Source organism: Arcobacter defluvii (genome assembly GCF_013201725.1).
Taxonomy (GTDB): Bacteria; Campylobacterota; Campylobacteria; order Campylobacterales; family Arcobacteraceae; genus Aliarcobacter; species Aliarcobacter defluvii.
This window is the reverse complement of the sequence record NZ_CP053835.1, coordinates 2413632-2431850: the sequence shown is the minus strand read 5'-3', so window position 1 is coordinate 2431850 and position 18219 is coordinate 2413632. Positions and strand designations below refer to the sequence as shown.

Annotated in this window: 13 protein-coding genes and 7 tRNA genes; 14 read left to right on the top strand and 6 right to left on the bottom strand. The window is 26.6% G+C overall.

What is annotated here, in order from left to right; all coding sequences use genetic code 11:
• Positions 1-10: 10 nt before the first annotated feature.
• The 7 genes from ADFLV_RS12155 (at position 11) to ADFLV_RS12125 (ending at position 648) form a co-directional block, all read left to right on the top strand.
• Positions 11-101, top strand: a tRNA-Ser gene (locus ADFLV_RS12155).
• Between the two features lie 4 nt (positions 102-105).
• A tRNA-Ile gene (locus tag ADFLV_RS12150) sits at positions 106-182 on the top strand.
• 4 nt (positions 183-186) lie between these two features.
• A tRNA-Gly gene (locus ADFLV_RS12145) sits at positions 187-263 on the top strand.
• 34 nt (positions 264-297) lie between these two features.
• Positions 298-374 (top strand) — tRNA-Met (locus ADFLV_RS12140).
• 8 nt (positions 375-382) lie between these two features.
• Positions 383-459: transfer RNA gene (locus tag ADFLV_RS12135), tRNA-Met, on the top strand.
• 19 nt (positions 460-478) lie between these two features.
• Positions 479-555, top strand: a tRNA-Thr gene (locus tag ADFLV_RS12130).
• A gap of 18 nt (positions 556-573) precedes the next feature.
• Positions 574-648, top strand: a tRNA-Gln gene (locus tag ADFLV_RS12125).
• A 3-nt stretch (positions 649-651) separates the two neighbouring features.
• Here the strand turns inward: ADFLV_RS12125 and ADFLV_RS12120 are convergent.
• Positions 652-4029, bottom strand: a complete 3378-nt coding sequence (locus ADFLV_RS12120) for an ABC transporter substrate-binding protein (protein ID WP_129011791.1) — start codon at positions 4027-4029, stop codon at positions 652-654.
• 135 nt (positions 4030-4164) lie between these two features.
• Between ADFLV_RS12120 and ADFLV_RS12115 the strand changes: the two genes are divergently transcribed.
• Both ADFLV_RS12115 and ADFLV_RS12110 read left to right on the top strand, forming a co-directional pair.
• Positions 4165-4701 (top strand): hypothetical protein, encoded by a 537-nt coding sequence (locus ADFLV_RS12115; RefSeq protein WP_129011792.1) that lies wholly within the window; start codon positions 4165-4167, stop codon positions 4699-4701.
• An 8-nt stretch (positions 4702-4709) separates the two neighbouring features.
• The gene (locus tag ADFLV_RS12110; protein WP_014475019.1) at positions 4710-5444 is read left to right on the top strand and encodes a hypothetical protein; all 735 of its coding nucleotides are present in this window, start codon (positions 4710-4712) and stop codon (positions 5442-5444) included.
• Positions 5445-5453: 9 nt separating this feature from the next.
• Here the strand turns inward: ADFLV_RS12110 and ADFLV_RS12105 are convergent, their stop codons facing one another.
• Complete coding sequence (locus ADFLV_RS12105) at positions 5454-5777, bottom strand: hypothetical protein (protein WP_014475018.1); 324 nt, start codon at positions 5775-5777, stop codon at positions 5454-5456.
• A 104-nt stretch (positions 5778-5881) separates the two neighbouring features.
• Between ADFLV_RS12105 and ADFLV_RS12100 the strand changes: the two genes are divergently transcribed.
• Both ADFLV_RS12100 and ADFLV_RS12095 read left to right on the top strand, forming a co-directional pair.
• Entirely contained in the window at positions 5882-6772 is an 891-nt protein-coding gene (locus tag ADFLV_RS12100; protein ID WP_014475017.1) for a radical SAM/SPASM domain-containing protein, read from the top strand.
• Positions 6773-7600: an EI24 domain-containing protein gene (locus ADFLV_RS12095; RefSeq protein ID WP_129011793.1), complete on the top strand. Its 828-nt coding sequence runs from the start codon at positions 6773-6775 to the stop codon at positions 7598-7600.
• Here the strand turns inward: ADFLV_RS12095 and ADFLV_RS12090 are convergent.
• Positions 7586-8272, bottom strand: a complete 687-nt coding sequence (locus ADFLV_RS12090) for a response regulator transcription factor (RefSeq protein ID WP_014475015.1) — start codon at positions 8270-8272, stop codon at positions 7586-7588. The genes ADFLV_RS12095 and ADFLV_RS12090 overlap by 15 nt on opposite strands.
• Before the next feature lie 65 nt (positions 8273-8337).
• Here ADFLV_RS12090 and ADFLV_RS12085 point away from each other — a divergent pair, with 65 nt between their 5' ends.
• Both ADFLV_RS12085 and ADFLV_RS12080 read left to right on the top strand, forming a co-directional pair.
• On the top strand, positions 8338-9927 hold the full coding sequence (locus tag ADFLV_RS12085) for a cache domain-containing protein (RefSeq protein WP_228712400.1): 1590 nt from the start codon (positions 8338-8340) through the stop codon (positions 9925-9927).
• Positions 9914-10621 (top strand): glycerophosphodiester phosphodiesterase family protein, encoded by a 708-nt coding sequence (locus ADFLV_RS12080; protein WP_014475013.1) that lies wholly within the window; start codon positions 9914-9916, stop codon positions 10619-10621. The genes ADFLV_RS12085 and ADFLV_RS12080 overlap by 14 nt, the downstream gene beginning before the upstream one ends.
• A gap of 27 nt (positions 10622-10648) precedes the next feature.
• On the opposite strand, the gene ADFLV_RS12075 is transcribed toward ADFLV_RS12080, so the two are convergent.
• Genes ADFLV_RS12075 through ADFLV_RS12065 form a run of 3 tightly spaced genes read right to left on the bottom strand, consistent with a single transcriptional unit; the run spans position 10649 to position 13491 of the window.
• On the bottom strand, positions 10649-11929 hold the full coding sequence (locus tag ADFLV_RS12075) for a TRAP transporter large permease (protein ID WP_129011794.1): 1281 nt from the start codon (positions 11927-11929) through the stop codon (positions 10649-10651).
• A gap of 1 nt (position 11930) precedes the next feature.
• A complete protein-coding gene (locus ADFLV_RS12070) occupies positions 11931-12485 on the bottom strand; it encodes a TRAP transporter small permease (protein WP_129011795.1) in 555 nt (184 codons plus the stop codon).
• 13 nt (positions 12486-12498) lie between these two features.
• On the bottom strand, positions 12499-13491 hold the full coding sequence (locus tag ADFLV_RS12065) for a DctP family TRAP transporter solute-binding subunit (protein ID WP_129011796.1): 993 nt from the start codon (positions 13489-13491) through the stop codon (positions 12499-12501).
• Positions 13492-13780: 289 nt separating this feature from the next.
• Here ADFLV_RS12065 and gltB point away from each other — a divergent pair, with 289 nt between their 5' ends.
• Positions 13781-18217: a glutamate synthase large subunit gene (gene gltB / locus ADFLV_RS12060; RefSeq protein WP_129011797.1), complete on the top strand. Its 4437-nt coding sequence runs from the start codon at positions 13781-13783 to the stop codon at positions 18215-18217.
• Positions 18218-18219 lie beyond the last annotated feature (2 nt).

Genomic DNA, 18219 nt, shown 5'->3' with positions numbered 1-18219 from the left:
AGCGCAAAAAGGACAGTTGGGTGAGTTGGCTGAAACCACCTCCCTGCTAAGGAGACGTACTGGTAACGGTACCGAGGGTTCAAATCCCTCACTGTCCGCCATTGTGGGTCATTAGCTCAGCTGGTTAGAGCACTCGGCTCATAACCGAGTGGTCGAAGGTTCGAGTCCTTCATGACCCACCATTTTGCGGGAGTAGCTCAGTTGGCTAGAGCTTCTGCCTTCCAAGCAGACTGTCGCGAGTTCGAGTCTCGTCTCCCGCTCCATTTAACTTTTAAAGTTATAGGTTCTTTTATTTATCGCGGAATAGAGCAGCTAGGTAGCTCGTCGGGCTCATAACCCGAAGGTCATAGGTTCAAATCCTATTTCCGCAACCAATTTTTGTGTCAAGGTAGCTCAGCTGGTTAGAGCGCTGGTCTCATAAGCCGGAGGTCGAGGGTTCGAGTCCCTCTCTTGACACCATTTCTAAAAGAAATACGGCGCTGGTGTAGCTCAGTTGGCTAGAGCAGCTGATTTGTAATCAGCAGGTCGGGGGTTCGACTCCCTTCACCAGCTCCATTTTTTCAATCTTCATTTTGGGGTATCGCCAAGCGGTAAGGCAACGGTTTTTGGTACCGTCACTCGAAGGTTCGAATCCTTCTACCCCATCCACTCTTATATTTCAATTATTATTTTAAATTCTACGCCTTTATACAGTTTATTTTTATACATATATTTCACATTCGTAGCATCTATTTTACCATGTGCACCTTCGGTTACAAGTTTATAAGTCATATTTAAACCAAGTCCTGTTCCTTGTGATTTATGTTTTGTTGTAAAATATGGGTCATATATTTTAGAAATAATATTTTCAGGAATCCCTCCACCATTATCTTTTATTATTATATAAATTTGATTATCTTCCTTTTTTGTTTGAATGAAGAATAGTGGTTCTTTTTCTTTTATCTCTTCATATGCATCTTTAGAATTATTAAAAATATTAATTAAACATTGAATTAATTCATTTGGATAACCCTCTACATAAATTGTTTTATCTAAATCTAGAACTAACTGAATATTAGAATTTTTTATTGAAGAATGAACTATATGTATAAAATGTTGTATAGTATTATATAAATTGTAATTTTGGATTTTTCTATCACCTTTTATAAAATTTTTGAAATCATCAATAGTTTCTGATAAATATTGAGCATTTTTATTTATTAAGTCCATATTTTCAATTAATTCTTCTTCTTTTAATGTATTAATCTCTTTTTGAAGTTTAGTTCCTGTTGCAATAGTCGAAATTATAGATAAAGGCTGTCTCCATTGATGGGCAATATTACTAATCATTTCTCCCATAGAAGCTAATTTATCTGCTTTAAAAAGCTTTTCTTGTATAAGTCTATTTTTTTCAACTTCTTTTTTTATTTTTTCTTCAAGAGTTTTATTTAAAGTTGAGAGTTCATCTTTTTTTTGTTCCAAAATCAAGTTTGAATTTTCTAGCTGAGTAGTTCTTTTTATAACTTCATCTTTTAAATATTTATTTGTAAGTTTTAGCAGATATTGTCTGTATAAAATAAATATGATAAATATTATAATTATTGCAGATACTATCCAAAAATATGTATAATCTGTTGTTTTTTCATATTTTATTACAACCCATTTTGTTACTATATTTTCAATATCTTTTTTATCTATATTTTCAATAGCTTTATTTAAAATATTTAAAAGAGTAATGTTGTTTTTCTCTACTCCAATTCTTAAATAATTTTCATAACCTTTTGGTTGGTTTACAATTTTAAGATTAAATATATTATCTTTTTTTATTGTGTATGCTGCTATAATCATTGAACGTATAGTTAAATCAGCTTTTTTATCTTCAACTAATTTAAAAGCTTCATCTTCTGAATTTGTAGGAATGATTATTAAATTTGGAAAATCTTTAGCAAATAATTCTGCCATTGCTGTACCTTTTGGTAAAGCAATAGATGCTTTTATTTTAGATAAATCCTTGATCTCTTTGGTTTCAAGTCTAGCAACTATTACATTTGGATCTTCAAATATTGGTTCAGTAAAATTTAACCACTCTTTTCTTTTTGGTGTTTCATTTAAAAAACTTAAAATATCACATTTCTTTTCTTGTGAAAATTCTATACTCTCTTCCCATGATTTTGTTGGAACAAGTTCAATGTTGATATTCAAAGATGAAGATATAATTTTTATAATATCAGCTGCAATTCCTTCATGTTGCCCTTTTTCATTAATCTTTTCAAATGGTTCCCATTCTGGGTCAACACACATTGTAATTACTTTTTTATTATTTAAGTAAGCTTTTTCTTCTTGGCTTAAATAGATATTTGAATTTTTATCATTTTCTTTTGGATTAATCCATTTTCTTTTTAATTCTAAAATATCTTCTTCGTTTATTTTGTCTTTACCTTTTTGTAAAATATTTCTTAATATTTCATTGTTTTTATTTGTTGCAATAAACATATCTAAATTAAATCTTTCATCATTTATAGAAAAAGCAGGTTTTAAATTTGAAATATGGTTACTTTCAATTTGATAATTTCCAACTGCAAAATTATCAATAGAACCATCAGCATCTCCAAAAGCAACTTTTTCTAATGCTTCAATTGAATCATTTACTAATAATAGTTTTATATTTGGGTAATATCTTTTTAAAAGTTCTTCTTCATAAAAACCTTTTATAACTGCAAGTGTTTTTCCTTCAAAATCTTTAATATTTTTTAAATTACTATTTTTTCTAGTAAATATTGTATCAATTGCTTTTGTATAGCTAGTTGTAAATATAAAATTTTTTTCTCTATCTTTTGTTTTTGACATATTTAACATAACATCAATTTCTTGTTTTTTTAATTTTTCAATATATTCATTCCATGTAAAACCAGAAATATATTCAACATGCATTTTTAATTTAGATGCTAAAAGATTCATATAATCGATTGAAAATCCAGTTGGTATTCCATTTACATTATAATTAAAAGGAGGCCAATTCATTTCATTGTGAATTTTTATTATGGGATGAGTTTCTAAATAAGCTTTTTCTTCTTCCGTAAATGATATCAAATTTTTATTTTCATTAGAAATATAATAAGAATTTAAAAGAGCTGTAATATCAAAGTTTTTATCAACTAATCCAAGATTTGAGTATAAATCAGCATTTAGTTTTATAAGTTCAGGTGCGACAGCACCTATTTTAAAAATATTTGTTTTAAATATTTCTTCTGTTTTATTTGCTTCATATAGTAAAGATTCTTTAGTTTTTCTTTTTGTATATTTATTATAAATTAAATCAACAATCTCTTTTTTGTTTTTAAAAGCATATTCCCATCCCTTATTTGAAGCATTAATAAAGTTTTCAACCATTTTTGGATTTTTATAAATAATATTTTCACTTGTAAAAAGTTCTTCATCATAAGAATAAATTCCAAAATTTGCAGGATTTAAAATATTGTATTCAACTCCTAATTTATTTAATTCAAAAGGTTGAGAAGTTATAAAAATACTCATTGCATCAATTTCATTATTTATAAATTTATCAATTTTAAAATCATGAGGTATTAAAGTATAATCATCTTTTTCTATTCCAAAATCTTTTAACATAACTCCTAAACTTGTATGACCCATTTCCCAATCTAAAGCCATGATTTTTTTGTTTTTTAAATCAGCAGGAGTTTTTATATTTGGTTTTGTAACTAATGCTAAAGCATTTTGTTTAAAATAAGAAGCAATTAAGACAACTGGTCTATTTTTTAGTTTTTCTAAAATCAATGCCGAAGAACTAAGCCCAAAAGTTGATTTTCCATCAATAACATCTTGGCTTATATTAATTCCATCTTCAAACTCTTTTATTTCTACATCTAAGCCAACATCTTTATAATAACCCTTTTCTAAAGCTGTATAAAATCCTGCAAATTCAAATTGATGTTTCCATTCTAGTTGTAAAGAGACCTTTTCTAAATTCCCATATAGGCTCGTTGTTAGAAATATTATGATTAATATTATCTCTTTTATTCTTTTTGACATTGAAATCTTCTTGATAAATGATATTTTAAATCTTTAATTTTGTGATTTAATTATTATAGGGCTTATAATAGCATATTTTATAATATTTTTAAAATCTATTTTGGATACAATATATAAAATTGTATAAGGAAATTAATGAGTGATAGACTACATGAAATTATTGGAGAAATAGGTGTCCTTCATAATATTTTACTTGAAAATGGGAAAATAAATAATGCAAATGAAGTTTTTGAATTTATAGAAAGTTATGATAAAGATGTTCAAGAACATTATTTAAATCTTTTATTGCAATATTATTTCCAAAAAAATGATTTAGAAAATCTAAAAGAAACCTTGTTAGTTGGAGCTAAATTTGATATGAGATTTGAAGATGTAAAAGAGGCATTTTTAAATATAAAATCAAAAGAAGAGAGTGTTATTGAGTTTATGCAAGAAAATGTGATTTTCTTAAAAGATAATGATCTTGAAAAAAATTTAGAAGAAATGTATCTTTTTTATGAAAACAATCCATCTTTACAAGAAATTTTAATGCCAAGTATCGAATTAATTAAAAAAAATAGGTATGTCTGTGCTTTTTGCTACAAAAATCCTGAAAAGAAATATTCAAAATTTTTTTTAAATGAGGATTTATTGGAATCATTAAAAAGAGATTTACCTTATTTGTTAAATTAGAAGTTTAAATGCCATCTTTTGAATTAGTCGTACCTGAAAGCTTTTTATTTATTCCAGCAAATTTATCTTTTATATCTTTTTGTTTTTTTATAAGTTTTATATTATCAAAAATTTTTAAAAGTGTAATTTTGTTTTTTGTTTTATTAGTATCTTTGTTGAGTTTAGTTTATTATGATATTTTTATAAAATATGCTATAAAAAATTATTATTCTTTAACTCAAATGGATTCAAAAGTTTATTTACAACCTACAAAAAATAGTGAGTCAAAAATTGATAGTTTATCTATGATTGGTGTTTATATTTATCCTTTGAAATATTCTACAGATTTAACACAAAGTGAAAGAGAAGAGATAAAAGTATTACATGAAAGTTATATTGATAAATTTATTGATATATCAACTTATGCCCACAAATACAATAGATATATTTATAATACACAAAGAGTTTATTTAAATTCAAATGTTTATGAAAATACTAAAAATGAAGAAATAAATCCAAGATTTGAAATTTTAAAAAAAATACAAGATACTTTTTTACCTAAAATTTATGGAAAATATGAGTATAAATTTATAGATAAAAAGACAAATGTTGTTTTTGCTACAGCTTTTAATATTTTCTTTGTAAATAGTTATAATAAATTTAGAAATAAATATCTATTTTGGACGCATGAAAAAGAGGATGAATTTAATCCTGACCCAATTCAGAATTTTGATATTATTTATAAAAAAGTTTTTATTGACTAATAGATTTATTTAGATAAAGTTTCCTATTTCATCACCTAAATATTCATCTATTTTGTTTGCAAATTCATTAAAAGCAATATTACCATTTTTATTAAAGATTACTATTTCTTCACCAAAATCATCTTGTATAAAATGTTCTTCATTTAAAACTTTTTTATAAAGTTTTTGAAGATCATCTTCGCTTTCGTCTTTATTAAACAAGAACCAATTTGCAGTTGTATTTTCAATTCTAATAAGACCATAAATTTTTTTATCATCTATATAATCTTGAATTGTTCCATTTTCAAATCTTGCACCAACTACTAAATCATTTTCATTTAAAATCATTTCCATATTATTACCTTTTTTAATAGTAGCTATATTATAGTCAAACTCATTTTAGTAATTGATTATTTTTTAATAACTATTAGATACAATTTAAAAAATTAAAATAAGGAATGAATATAAAAAAATTTAAAAAAGTACATATAGAAATAACTAATATATGTAATTTAAAATGTACATTTTGCCCTCCAAAAATTTTACCAAATGGAATAATGAGTTTAGAACAATTTGATAGTTTAAATTTTCAATTAAAGCCATATACAAAAGAGTTGGCTTATCATGTTGTTGGCGATCCACTTGTTTTGACAAATTTAAATGAATATCTAAATATTAGTTTAAAGCATGGATTAAAAGTAAATATTACAACAACAGCAAATAATATAAATGAAAAACATTATGAAACACTTTTAAATTCAACAATAAAGCAAATAAATTTTTCAATAAATTCATATAATGCAAATTCGCATAAGAAATCTTTAGATGAATATTTAGAACCAATTATAAATTTTGTAAAATTTGCTCAAAGTAGAAAACATGAATATTTTATAAATTTTAGAATTTGGAATTTAGATGAAGAAAAAAGTGCAAAAGAGTTTAATACTAAAGTTTTTGATAAAATAAATGAAGCATTTAATACAGAAATAAATATAGAAGAAGTTTATAAACAAAGACCTAAAAATATAAGAATAGATAGAAAAATATTTTTTAATTTTGATGAATATTTTAACTGGCCATCTTTAAATAATGAGATTGTTTCTACAAAAGGTTTTTGTTATGGTTTAGATTCACATTTTGGGATTTTAACAAATGGTGATGTTATTCCTTGTTGCTTAGACCAAAATGCAGTTGTAAATTTAGGGAATACAAACAATACACAAATAGAAGATATATTAAAATCAAAAAAAGTTTTAGATATTCAAAAGGGATTTAAAAAAAATATTTTAGTTGAAGAACTTTGTCAAAAGTGTGAGTATCGAACAAGATTTGATGAAAAAAGGATTTAAATGGATGAAATAGAAATTATATTTAAAAGTATAAAAGATTTTTTTACAAGTTCAATGTTAAGAATTGCATTAATTCCGTTGATTATAACGATGATTATTTTATATGCAATATTTTTTGCGGCAGCAGATTTTGGAATTTCAAGTTTACAAGAAATAGCAGCAGCTTCTCAAAATGGACAAGAAGTTGTTATTGATGAAAATGCTCCTTTTTATTTTATTTGGGCAACTTATTTGATAGTATTTTTGTTTAAATATTCTTTTACTTCTTGGATTGCAGGATTTTTACTTTATTCAATTGGAACAGTTATTGTTTTACAAGCTTCAGTGATTTTATCAATAATTATTATTGGTTTTTTAACACCAATGATTTTAGGAATATTACATAAAAGATACTATTCTCATTTAGTTTTAAATGGATATGGAACCTTATTTTCTTCTTTATGGGTATTATTTAAAAGTGCAATAATGATGATAATTTTATTTTTAGTGTTAATTCCAGTTTATTTTGTTCCTGTTTTAAATATAATAGCTTTTTCTTTACCTCTTTATTATTTCTTTCATAAACTTCTAAATTTTGATGTAAGCTCAACAATTTTAAGTAAAGAAGAGTATAAAACAATTTATAAAACTCAAGGGAATAATTTTAGACTTAGAACATTGTTTTTATATATTATTTCAATGATCCCATTTGCAACGCTTTTTAGTGCAGTTTATTATGTTATTTATTTAGGACATTCATATTTTATACAACTTGATAAATTACAAAAAGCTTCTGTTTATGAAGAAAAGGAAGAACAAAAAGAGGATATAAAACTAATCTCTAACTAGTTTATATCCAACACCTTGTATATTTTTCAAAAAATCTTTAGGAAGTTTTTTTCTAAAGTTTTTGATAAAAAGTCTCATAGCATTTGCAGTCATGATAGAATCTTCATCCCAAATATTTGTTTCAAGTTCTTCATATGTAATAATTCTATTTTTACTAATTAAAAGCTTTAAAAAAATATTTTCTTTTTTTGTAAGAGTAAATTCTTCTTTACTATTTGATATAGTTGCTTTACTAAAATTAAAAATCCAATTTGGTATTAAATTATAAATTTTTGTTGTGTCATAACTATTTATAAAAGCTTCAAGTGCTTCCATAAGTTTATCTTGAGTTATTGGTTTTATAATATATTTAATCAAATGAAGCTCTGTTGCTTGAAGTAAATATTCTAAATCTGTATATGCTGAAGTTATAATAATTCTTGTTTTTGAATCTGATTTTCTTATCTTTTTTAATAAATCTATTCCTGTTTCATTTCCCATTTTTATGTCAGTTATAATTAAATCTGGATTATATTCAAGATATTTCATATATGCATCACTTGCATTTTTTACACAAATAACTTCTTTAAACAGATGAGTTAAAATCTCTTGAATATTATTTCTAATTCCATCTTCATCTTCTGCATATAAAACGGTATAAGCGTTAAGTTTATTTATAAAATCATTTTTCATATTCTAAGAATCCTTATTATAAAAATTATGTTATCATAGCGAAATTAGGTTAAGAAGGTTTTATTTTGGGATTGGTTACTGAAAAAAATTTATCAAAAATAATTATTTTTACTTTTATTGTCATAATGTCATCAATGGTTTTTGCAATGTCATATTTTTATGTAAAAAATACATATAATGATTTTGATATTGAAATGGAAAAATTTGTAAATGAATATTATTCTGATAAAAAAATGACTTTGAAAAAAGAGATAAATACGATTATTGATATTTTAAATTACAATATTGTTAAATCAAATTTAGATGATGAAGAACAAAAAATGGATGCGGTAAGATTATTAAATAATATTACCTTTGAAGAGAATACAAGTAACTATTTTTTTGTTTATGAAGTTGAAAATATGCAAGGTGGAGATAATTTTGCAAAGTTAATAGTAAATCCAAATAGATTAGATATTGTTGGACAATATATCTCAACAAATTACAAAGATGAAGATGGTAAAAAATTTAGAGAAGATTTTTTAAGAGATATTCGATATAAAGGTGAATCTTTTACTAAATATGCTTATAAAAAACCTGATACGAAAGAGATAAAACAAAAAATTTCATATTTTAAATATTATGAAAAATGGAATTGGATTATAGCTGTTGGTGTTTATACTGACGATATGGAAAATGAGATTGCTCTTAAAACAAAAGATTTAAAAAAAAGAGTTAAAAATCAAGTAGTACAAAATGTAGTTCTTTTTATAATGTTTTTGTCTATTGCAATTTTAATTTCAATTGTAATCTCTCAAAAAATTGATAAAGTTCTAAAGGATTATGAAAATAAAGTTCTTTTTAATGCAAAAGAATTAGAAGTTTTAAATCAATCCTTAGAAGAAAAAGTAAGAAAAGAGATTGAAAAAAATAGAGAAAAAGAACAATTATTAGTACAAAAATCCAAATTTATTGCATTGGGTGAGATGATTTCTCATATTGCTCATCAATGGAGGCAACCATTAAGTGAATTATCTTCAATTCTTATGTATATAAGATTTAAATATAGTATTGATGCACTTGATTCAAAAACTATGGAACAAAAATCTCAAGAAGCAGATAAAGTTTTGGAATTTATGTCTCAAACAATTGATGATTTTAGAAATTTTTTTATGCCTAAAAAAGAAAAAGAAGAGTTTTATTTATATAAAGTTGTTGATTTGGTTATAAATATAATTTCGAGTACATTAAAAAACTATAATATAGATTTACAAATAGATATAGATAAAAATATTACTTTAAAGACGTATTTAAATGAATATGAACAAGTTTTATTAAATATTTTAAATAATGCAAAAGATGTTTTAATAGAAAAAAATATAAAAAATCCAACAATAAAAATAACAGCTTATGAAGAAGATACTTATGTAGTTTTATATGTAGAAGACAATGGTGGAGGAGTTTTAGTCGAACCTAAAGGAAAAATTTTTGAACCATATTTTACTACGAAAGAAGATAGTAAAGGTACAGGAATAGGTTTATATATGTCGAAAATCATTGTGGATAAAAATATGAAAGGAAAACTAAGAGTTAGAAATACAAAAGTAGGTGCAAAGTTTGGTGTTTTTGTACCAAAAGATAGTTTAGTTAAAGACATAAATTATGAGTTTATTTAAAAATAAATATATTGCTCATAGGGGATTTCATCATAATAAATTAATTCCTGAAAATTCCTTATTAGCATTTAAAAAGGCTATTGAAAATAATTATTCAGTTGAGTTTGATATCAATATTACAAATGATAACAAAATAGTAGTTTTTCATGATGAGAATTTATATCGTTTGTGTAATAAAAAAGAGAATATTGAAGAAGTAAAATACTCTTTTTTAAAAGATTTAAATTTATATGAAACAGATGAAAAAATACCATTATTAGAAGAAGTTTTGTCTTTAGTAAATGGAAAAATTACATTGATTATCGAAATAAAAAAACATAAAAATATAGGTTTATTAGAAGAGATTGTATTTCAATTATTGGGAAAATATAAGGGTGAATATTTTTTGTGTTCTTTTGAAAAAGATATATTAATTTATCTAAAAACGAGTAGATTAAATCATAAAATAGGATTAATTTTTGAAAGTCTTCCTAATAATTTTAGGAAATATGAAAAAATTCTTTTTTTATATAGATTTTTCAAAGTAAAGCCTGATTTTGTCTCTTTAGATGAAAAGTTATTAGATAGTTCAATTTATATTTTTTGTAAAAAAAAAGGTATAGAAATTATAACTTGGACTATAAAAAATAAAAATAGATATGAAGAAATAGCTAAAAAAGTTGATGGGATAATTTTTGAGAATTTTTTAATTTGAAAAAAGAAGAGAAAGTCTCTCTTCTTTTTATCCATACATTAAAGTTGGTAACCACAATGAAATTGCAGGTATATAAGTAATTAATAATAAGCCTATAATCAAAATTGTTGTCATAGGTAATGAAGCGATAATTACTTGTTTTAAACTAAGTCCGGTAATACCACTTGCAACGAATAAATTGAGTCCGACCGGTGGGGTAATCATACCAATTTCCATATTTACAACCATAATAACTCCAAGATGAATAGGATCAATTCCTAAAGCAACTCCAATTGGAAGTAATAACGGTACTGTAATCATAACCACTGAACTTGGTTCCATGAATTGTCCCATTAATAAAAGTAAAATATTTACAATTAATAAGAACATTAAAGGTCCCATATTTGCCTCAATAATCATTTCTGTAATATGTTGAGGAATTTGCTCGTCTGTTAGGAAGTGAGCAAAAAGCATAGCATTTGCAATGATAAAGAAAATCATTGAACTTGTTTGTGCTGAGTCTAGAATAATTTTATATAAATCTTTGTATTTTGTATCTTTGTAAATAAAGAATGAAACAAAAAAAGCATACATTACACTAAATGCACCAGCTTCAGTTGGAGTAAAAATACCTCCGTAAATTCCACCAATTACAATTACAATAATTAATAATGCCCAAAATGCATTTTTAAATGCTAAAAATCTTTCTTTAAAAGTTGCCTTTTGAGTTGCTTTAAAACCACTTTTTTTAGCTAAAAAATATGTTGCGATCATCATCATTGCACCAATCATAAGTCCAGGAATAACTCCTGCCATAAAAAGTTTTCCAATAGATTGATCAGCAGTTACCCCAAAAACAATGAAAACAATTGATGGTGGAATAAGAATACCTAATGTTCCAGATGTAGCAATTGTTCCGATGGCGAATTGTTCATTGTAACCAGCTTGTTTAATTGCTCCATACATAACAGAACCAATTGCCGCAACAGTTGCAGGTGAACTTCCACTTACTGCTGCAAATATAACAGAAGCTAAAATTGCTGCAATTGGAAGTCCTCCTGGAAGGTGCCCAACTAAACTTTTTGCAAATTCGATTATTCTTGTAGCTGAAGAGCCTCTTGATAATAAAGAACCAGCTAAAATAAACATAGGAATAGCCATAAGTGTATATTTATTTAATCCATCAAAAACTTTAGAAGGAATTCCCATTAAATCCATATCTGTAAAAAAGAATGAAGTTATAAGTGTAGTTGTTCCCAATGCGACAGCAACAGGTACTCCTAAAAGCATAAGTGCAAATAATAAGATAAATAAAGTTGCAATAACCATATTATTTTTCTCCTTTATTTGATGTAACTTCATGTATTACATTTTCATGTTCATTAAATAATTCAATATCTTTTGCATCAGTATTATAAATTTCAACTAATTTTTCAGCAGCTCTATATGCGGCTAATGCAAAAGCAATAGGAAGTACAAGGTGTGGGATCCATAAAGGAATTTCTAAATCAACACTCATTTCTCCAAAATCTGCTAACATAAGGATAAGTTCATATCCAAAATATGATAGTGTAGCAAGATATGCGATTGAAATAAAATTTGCAAAAATTAGAAGACATTTGGTAATAAACGGAGGAAACTTTTCAATAAGTAAAGTTACAGAGATATGTGCTCCTTGTTTAAAACCATATGCAGCACCAAAAAGTGCAGACCAAATAAAAAGATAGTTTGTAAGTTCAGCAGCCCAAGTAAGACTCATATCAAAAACATATCTTAATATTACATTGATAAATGCTAATAAAACACCAATTGACAGTCCTAAGACTGCCATTGTTTTATTGATTGTACCTACAATTAAGTCGATAATTTCAAAAAAATTTTTCATATTTTAAACTTTACTACTTTGTATCAATTGCTTTTTTAATTAAATCTTCACCTATTACATCATAAAACTTAGGATAAACAACTGACATAGCTTTTTTCCATTCTTGTTTTTGTTCAGGTGTTAATTCTATAATTTCAAGTTTTCCTGTTTCTTTTGAATATTTTCTTAATTCATCCATAATTTTTGCATCTTCAACTGCTGATTCTTTTCTTTCAAGTTCAGTAGCTTCTTTCATAGCTTGAGAAACTTTTTCTTGTAAATCTTTTGGTAATTTATTCCAAAATTGCTCATTCATAACAACAAGGTAACCTAAGTATCCGTGGTTACTTAAAGTAAGACTAGATTGAACTTCATGGAATTTTTTTGTATAGAAGTTAGATAATGGATTTTCAGTTCCATCTACAACACCTTGTTGTAATGCTGAATATACTTCTGAAAATGGTAAAACTTGTGGATTTCCACCAACAGCTTTAAATTGTGCTTCTAAAACTTTTGAACTTTGAATTCTAAATTTCATTCCTTTTGCATCTTCTGGTACAATTAAAGGTTTTTTGCTACTAGAAAAATCTTTAAATCCAGCATCCCAGTAATCCATAGCAATCATTTGTTTTTTTGCATCTACAAATGATTTTAAAGTTTTACCAACTTCTCCATCCATTACATTATAAAGATGTGCTTTATCTCTAAAAATGAAAGGTAAATCAAATAATTGCATTTGTGGTGCAACACTTGTAAATTTAGATAAACTTGGCATAATTACTTGTACATTATTCATAACAAGTGCTTTGATTTCTTCACCATCACCGTATAATTGAGAATTTGGGAATACTTGAACATCAATTTTTCCACCTGTTAATTCTTCAACTCTTTTTTCAAAAAAGTCTGCTGCTTTACCTTTTGGTGTACTTGCACTTACAACGTGACTTACTTTCATTGTATAATCTGCTGCTAATCCCGATGTTGCTAACATTGCTGCTGCAATTGTTCCTAAAACTAATTTTCTCATATCTTACTCTCCTTAAATTTTGATATAAAAAATTATAGTTAAAAGTTATGTAACTATTATGTAATTATTAACAATTGTCTATTTTTTGATACTTTATACAAATTGTATAAAAAATATCTGTTGTATAAAAAATATATAATTTATACTTTTTTATATGAAATAATTGTTGTATAATTAGCGGTTGTAAAGATTCAATATTTCAAGTGTTTAACTACAATTTAAACTAATTTATAGTATATTATTATCCAACTTTACTACGGAATATGAAAGATTAATATAAAGGAAAATGATGGGGTGTAATTTAGACTTACTAACTTCTTTTAAAGATAATTGTGGGTTTGGTTTAGTAGCAGATATGAAAAATCGACCAAGTCATAAAAATTTAGAAGATGCAATAACTTCACTTGAAAGAATGATGCACAGAGGTGCAGTAGCAGCAGATGGTAAAACAGGAGATGGTTCTGGTTTATTATTATCTATGCCTGATTCTTTCATGAGAAAGGTAGCAGCACAAAAAGGTGTTGATTTACCAGAAATTTACGCAGTTGCGATGATTTTTGCAGGAGGACTTGAAGATATAGATACTTTTAAAGAATATTGTGAAAGAAATGATTTAAAAGTTATTCTAACAAGAGAAGTACCTGTTGATACTGATGCATTAGGTCAACAAGCTTTAGAGAGTTTACCGCATATTATTCAAGTATTTGTTATCCCAAGTACTTTAATGTCATCTAAAAGATTTGAAGCAATGCTTTACTTAACAAGAAAAGAGTGTGAGCATAAATTAATAGAAAAGAAAGATTTTTATATTCCTACATTTTCATCTAAGGTAATTGCGTATAAAGGGCTTATTATGCCTACGCACATTAAGCATTTTTATATAGATTTAAGAGATGAAGATTTTAAAATTTCTTTTTCTTTATTTCATCAAAGATTTTCAACAAATACTCTTCCTTTATGGAGATTAGCGCAACCTTTTAGAGCAATAGCTCATAATGGAGAGATAAATTCTGTTGAAGCAAATAGATTTAATGTTGAAGTAAAATCAGAACAGTTAAAATCAGATGTTTTTTCAGAAGAAGAGATGAAAAGATTATTACCAATTTTACAAAATGTTGGTTCAGACTCTACATCTTTAGACAATATGTTTGAATTCTTACTTGCAAATGGAGTGGATTTTTTTAAAGCTGCACGTGCATTAGTACCAGCTCCTTGGCAAAATGCTCCTCATATGGATTCAAACTTAAGAGCATTTTACGAATATACTGCAACTACTATGGAAGCTTGGGATGGACCAGCAGCTGTTTCATTAACAGATGGAAGACATATCGGATGCTTAATTGATAGAAATGGATTAAGACCATCTAAATATGTTATTACAAAAGATGATAAATTATATATTACATCTGAATATGGAACTTTAAATATAGAAGATGATAATGTTCTTGAAAGAGGAAGATTACAATCAGGTCAAATGATTGCACTTGATCTTAAACATGGAAAAATATTAAAAGAAGATGACATCAATAATTATTTAAAATCATCTCAACACTATTCAAAATGGTTAAATGATGATATGGATTATGTTCAAGAATATATAGAAGATACTTTTTTAAATGTAAAAGACTATAAATTTGAAAATTTAGAGAAAAAACAAAAGTATTTTAATATTACTTATGAAGTATTGGATCAAGTTATTGAGCCAATGGCAAAAGATGGAAAAGAACCAGTTGGTTCTATGGGTGATGATACTCCGTTAGCCTGTTTTTCGAAAGTAAATAGAAATTTTACAGATTTTTTTAGACAAAAATTTGCACAAGTTACAAATCCACCAATTGATCCATATAGAGAAAAAGTAGTTATGTCTTTGGAAACTGGATTTGGTAGAGTTCACAATGTTTTAGATGAAAAACCAGAATATGCTAGAAGATTAAAAGTAACAAGTCCTATTTTAATGAAAGAAAAATATGATGTTTTATATTCTTTTGGTGATGAAAAATCTCCAAGATATGATGCATATTATAAAAATAGAGTTTTCTCAACAAGCTTTAAATCAAATTTAAAAGAATCTTTAGAAACTTTAGCTACATATGTTGTAAAAGCAGTTAGAGAAGATGGTGTTGCTGTTGTGATTCTAGATGATAGAGCTGTAAATGATAATGAAAAAATTATTCCTGCAGCAATGGCAGTTGGTTTTTTAAATCAAAAATTATTAAAAGAAGGGATTAGACATAATGTTTCACTTGTAACTATTACAGGAGAAGTTTATGATCCTCATATGGCAGCTGTATTAATTGCTTTTGGATGTACAGCAATCTATCCATATATGATGTATGCATCAACAGTTGCTTTTTTCCAAAGAGAGAAACCAACTAAATATGAAATGCAAAAATATTTAAAAAATACTCAAAAATCTGTAAATGCAGGTATCTTGAAAATTATGTCAAAAATGGGTATTTGTACAATTGCATCATATAGAAATTCTGGTTTATTTGATATTGTTGGTTTAGATGATGAAATTATTAATAGCTGTTTTACTGGTGCTCATAGTGAATTATCAGGTTTAACATTTGCTGATATTGAAGAAAGAATTAATAAATCTCACCATAATGCATTTAAAGAAGAACATTCTATTTTCCCTCTTGATTTAGGTGGATTTTATAAATATTCAAATGGTGGTGAATATCATGATTATGGTCCAGCTACAACAAAAGCTATGCACAATAAACATGCTTCTTCAAAAGAAGATATTACTGATTTTGAAGGATTAAGAGAGTTAGTTGCTAATAGAGATAAAAAATTTATTAGAGACTTTTTAGAATTTAATTCAGATAGAAAACCTATAGATATTAGTGAAGTTGAATCAAAAGAAACTATTTTCAAAAGATTTGCAACTGCTGCTATGTCATTAGGTTCAATTTCTCCAGAGGCTCATGAAGCAATGGCAACTGCTATGAATACTATTGGTGGTATGTCAAATTCAGGTGAGGGTGGAGAAGATGCAAAAAGATTTGGGACTATTAGAAATTCTAAAATCAAACAAGTTGCATCAGGAAGATTTGGGGTAACACCTGCATATTTAAGAAGTGCTGAAGAGTTACAAATTAAAGTTGCACAAGGTGCAAAACCAGGTGAGGGTGGACAATTACCAGGACATAAAGTAACGGGTCTTATTGCTACATTAAGACATACAGTTCCAGGTGTTACTTTAATTTCACCACCACCACACCATGATATTTATTCAATTGAAGATTTAGCTCAATTAATTTTTGACTTAAAACAAATTAATCCATTAGCTAAAATCACAGTAAAACTTGTATCTTCAATTGGTGTTGGAACAATTGCAGCAGGAGTTGCAAAAGCTTATGCTGATAAGATTATTATTTCAGGTGGAGATGGTGGAACAGGAGCTGCTCCTTTAACATCAATTAAACATGCAGGAAATCCATGGGAAATGGGGCTTTCTGAAGCTCATAATGCTTTAAAAGCAAATCATTTAAGAGAGTTTGTTCATGTTCAAACAGATGGTGGATTGAAAACAGGTCTTGATGTTGTTAAAGCTGCAATGTTAGGTGCTGAATCTTACGCATTTGGAACAGCATCTTTAACACTACTTGGATGTAAAATTTTAAGAATTTGTCATACAAATAAATGCTCAGTTGGAGTTGCAACACAAGATGAAACTTTAAGAGATTATTTTACAGGAACAGTTGAAAGACTAATTTCTTACTTTACATTTATCGCTGAAGATGTTAGAAATATTCTTGCAAGTTTAGGTTATAAAACGATTGAAGAGATTGTTGGAAGATCTGATTTATTAAAAGTTATTGATGATAAATTTGCACAAAAATTTGATTTTCAAAATATTTTAAGAAGAGTGGAAGGAATTGATACTTGTCAAAAAGAGACTAATGCTCCTTTTGATGATAATAAATTTGAAAAAGAATTATTAAAAAAAGTTCATAGAACAATCGAAAATCCAAGTTCACCTGTAAAAGTAAATGCAGATATTTCAAATTTAAATAGATCATTTGGTGCTTTAATATCAGGAGAAATTGCAAGATTTTATGGAGATAAAGGTTTACCTGAAAATTCTATAAATATTAATTTAAAAGGAATTGCAGGTCAATCATTTGGAGCATTTTTATCAAAAGGTATGAACTTATATCTTGATGGTGCAGCAAATGATTATGTTGGAAAAGGTATGAATGGTGGTAAAATCATCATTAATCCAGCTCATCAAGGTCCAAAATTTGCAGGTGCAGGTAATACTTGTTTATATGGAGCAACAGGTGGTAAATTATATATTAGAGCAGCTGTGGGTGAAAGATTTGCAGTTAGAAATTCTGGATGTATAACTGTTGTAGAAGGAACAGGTGATAATCCATGTGAATATATGACAGGTGGAATAGCTGTAATTTTAGGTAACACTGGAATTAATTTTGGAGCAGGTATGACAGGTGGTTTAGCATTTGTTTATGATCCAGAAAAAACTTTTGTTGATAAAATGAATCAAGAATTAATTGAACCAGTTAGAGTTGATACAGATGATACTGAAAGAGAAAGATTATATTTAAAAAGATTATTATTAGATTATTTACACGAAACACAAAGTGAAATAGCTGAACATATATTACAAAATTTTAGAGCTGAAATTAGAAATTTCTGGATGGTAAAACCAAAAAATATGACAGTGCTACCACTGGATCCGGACAAGGGAGATTAAGA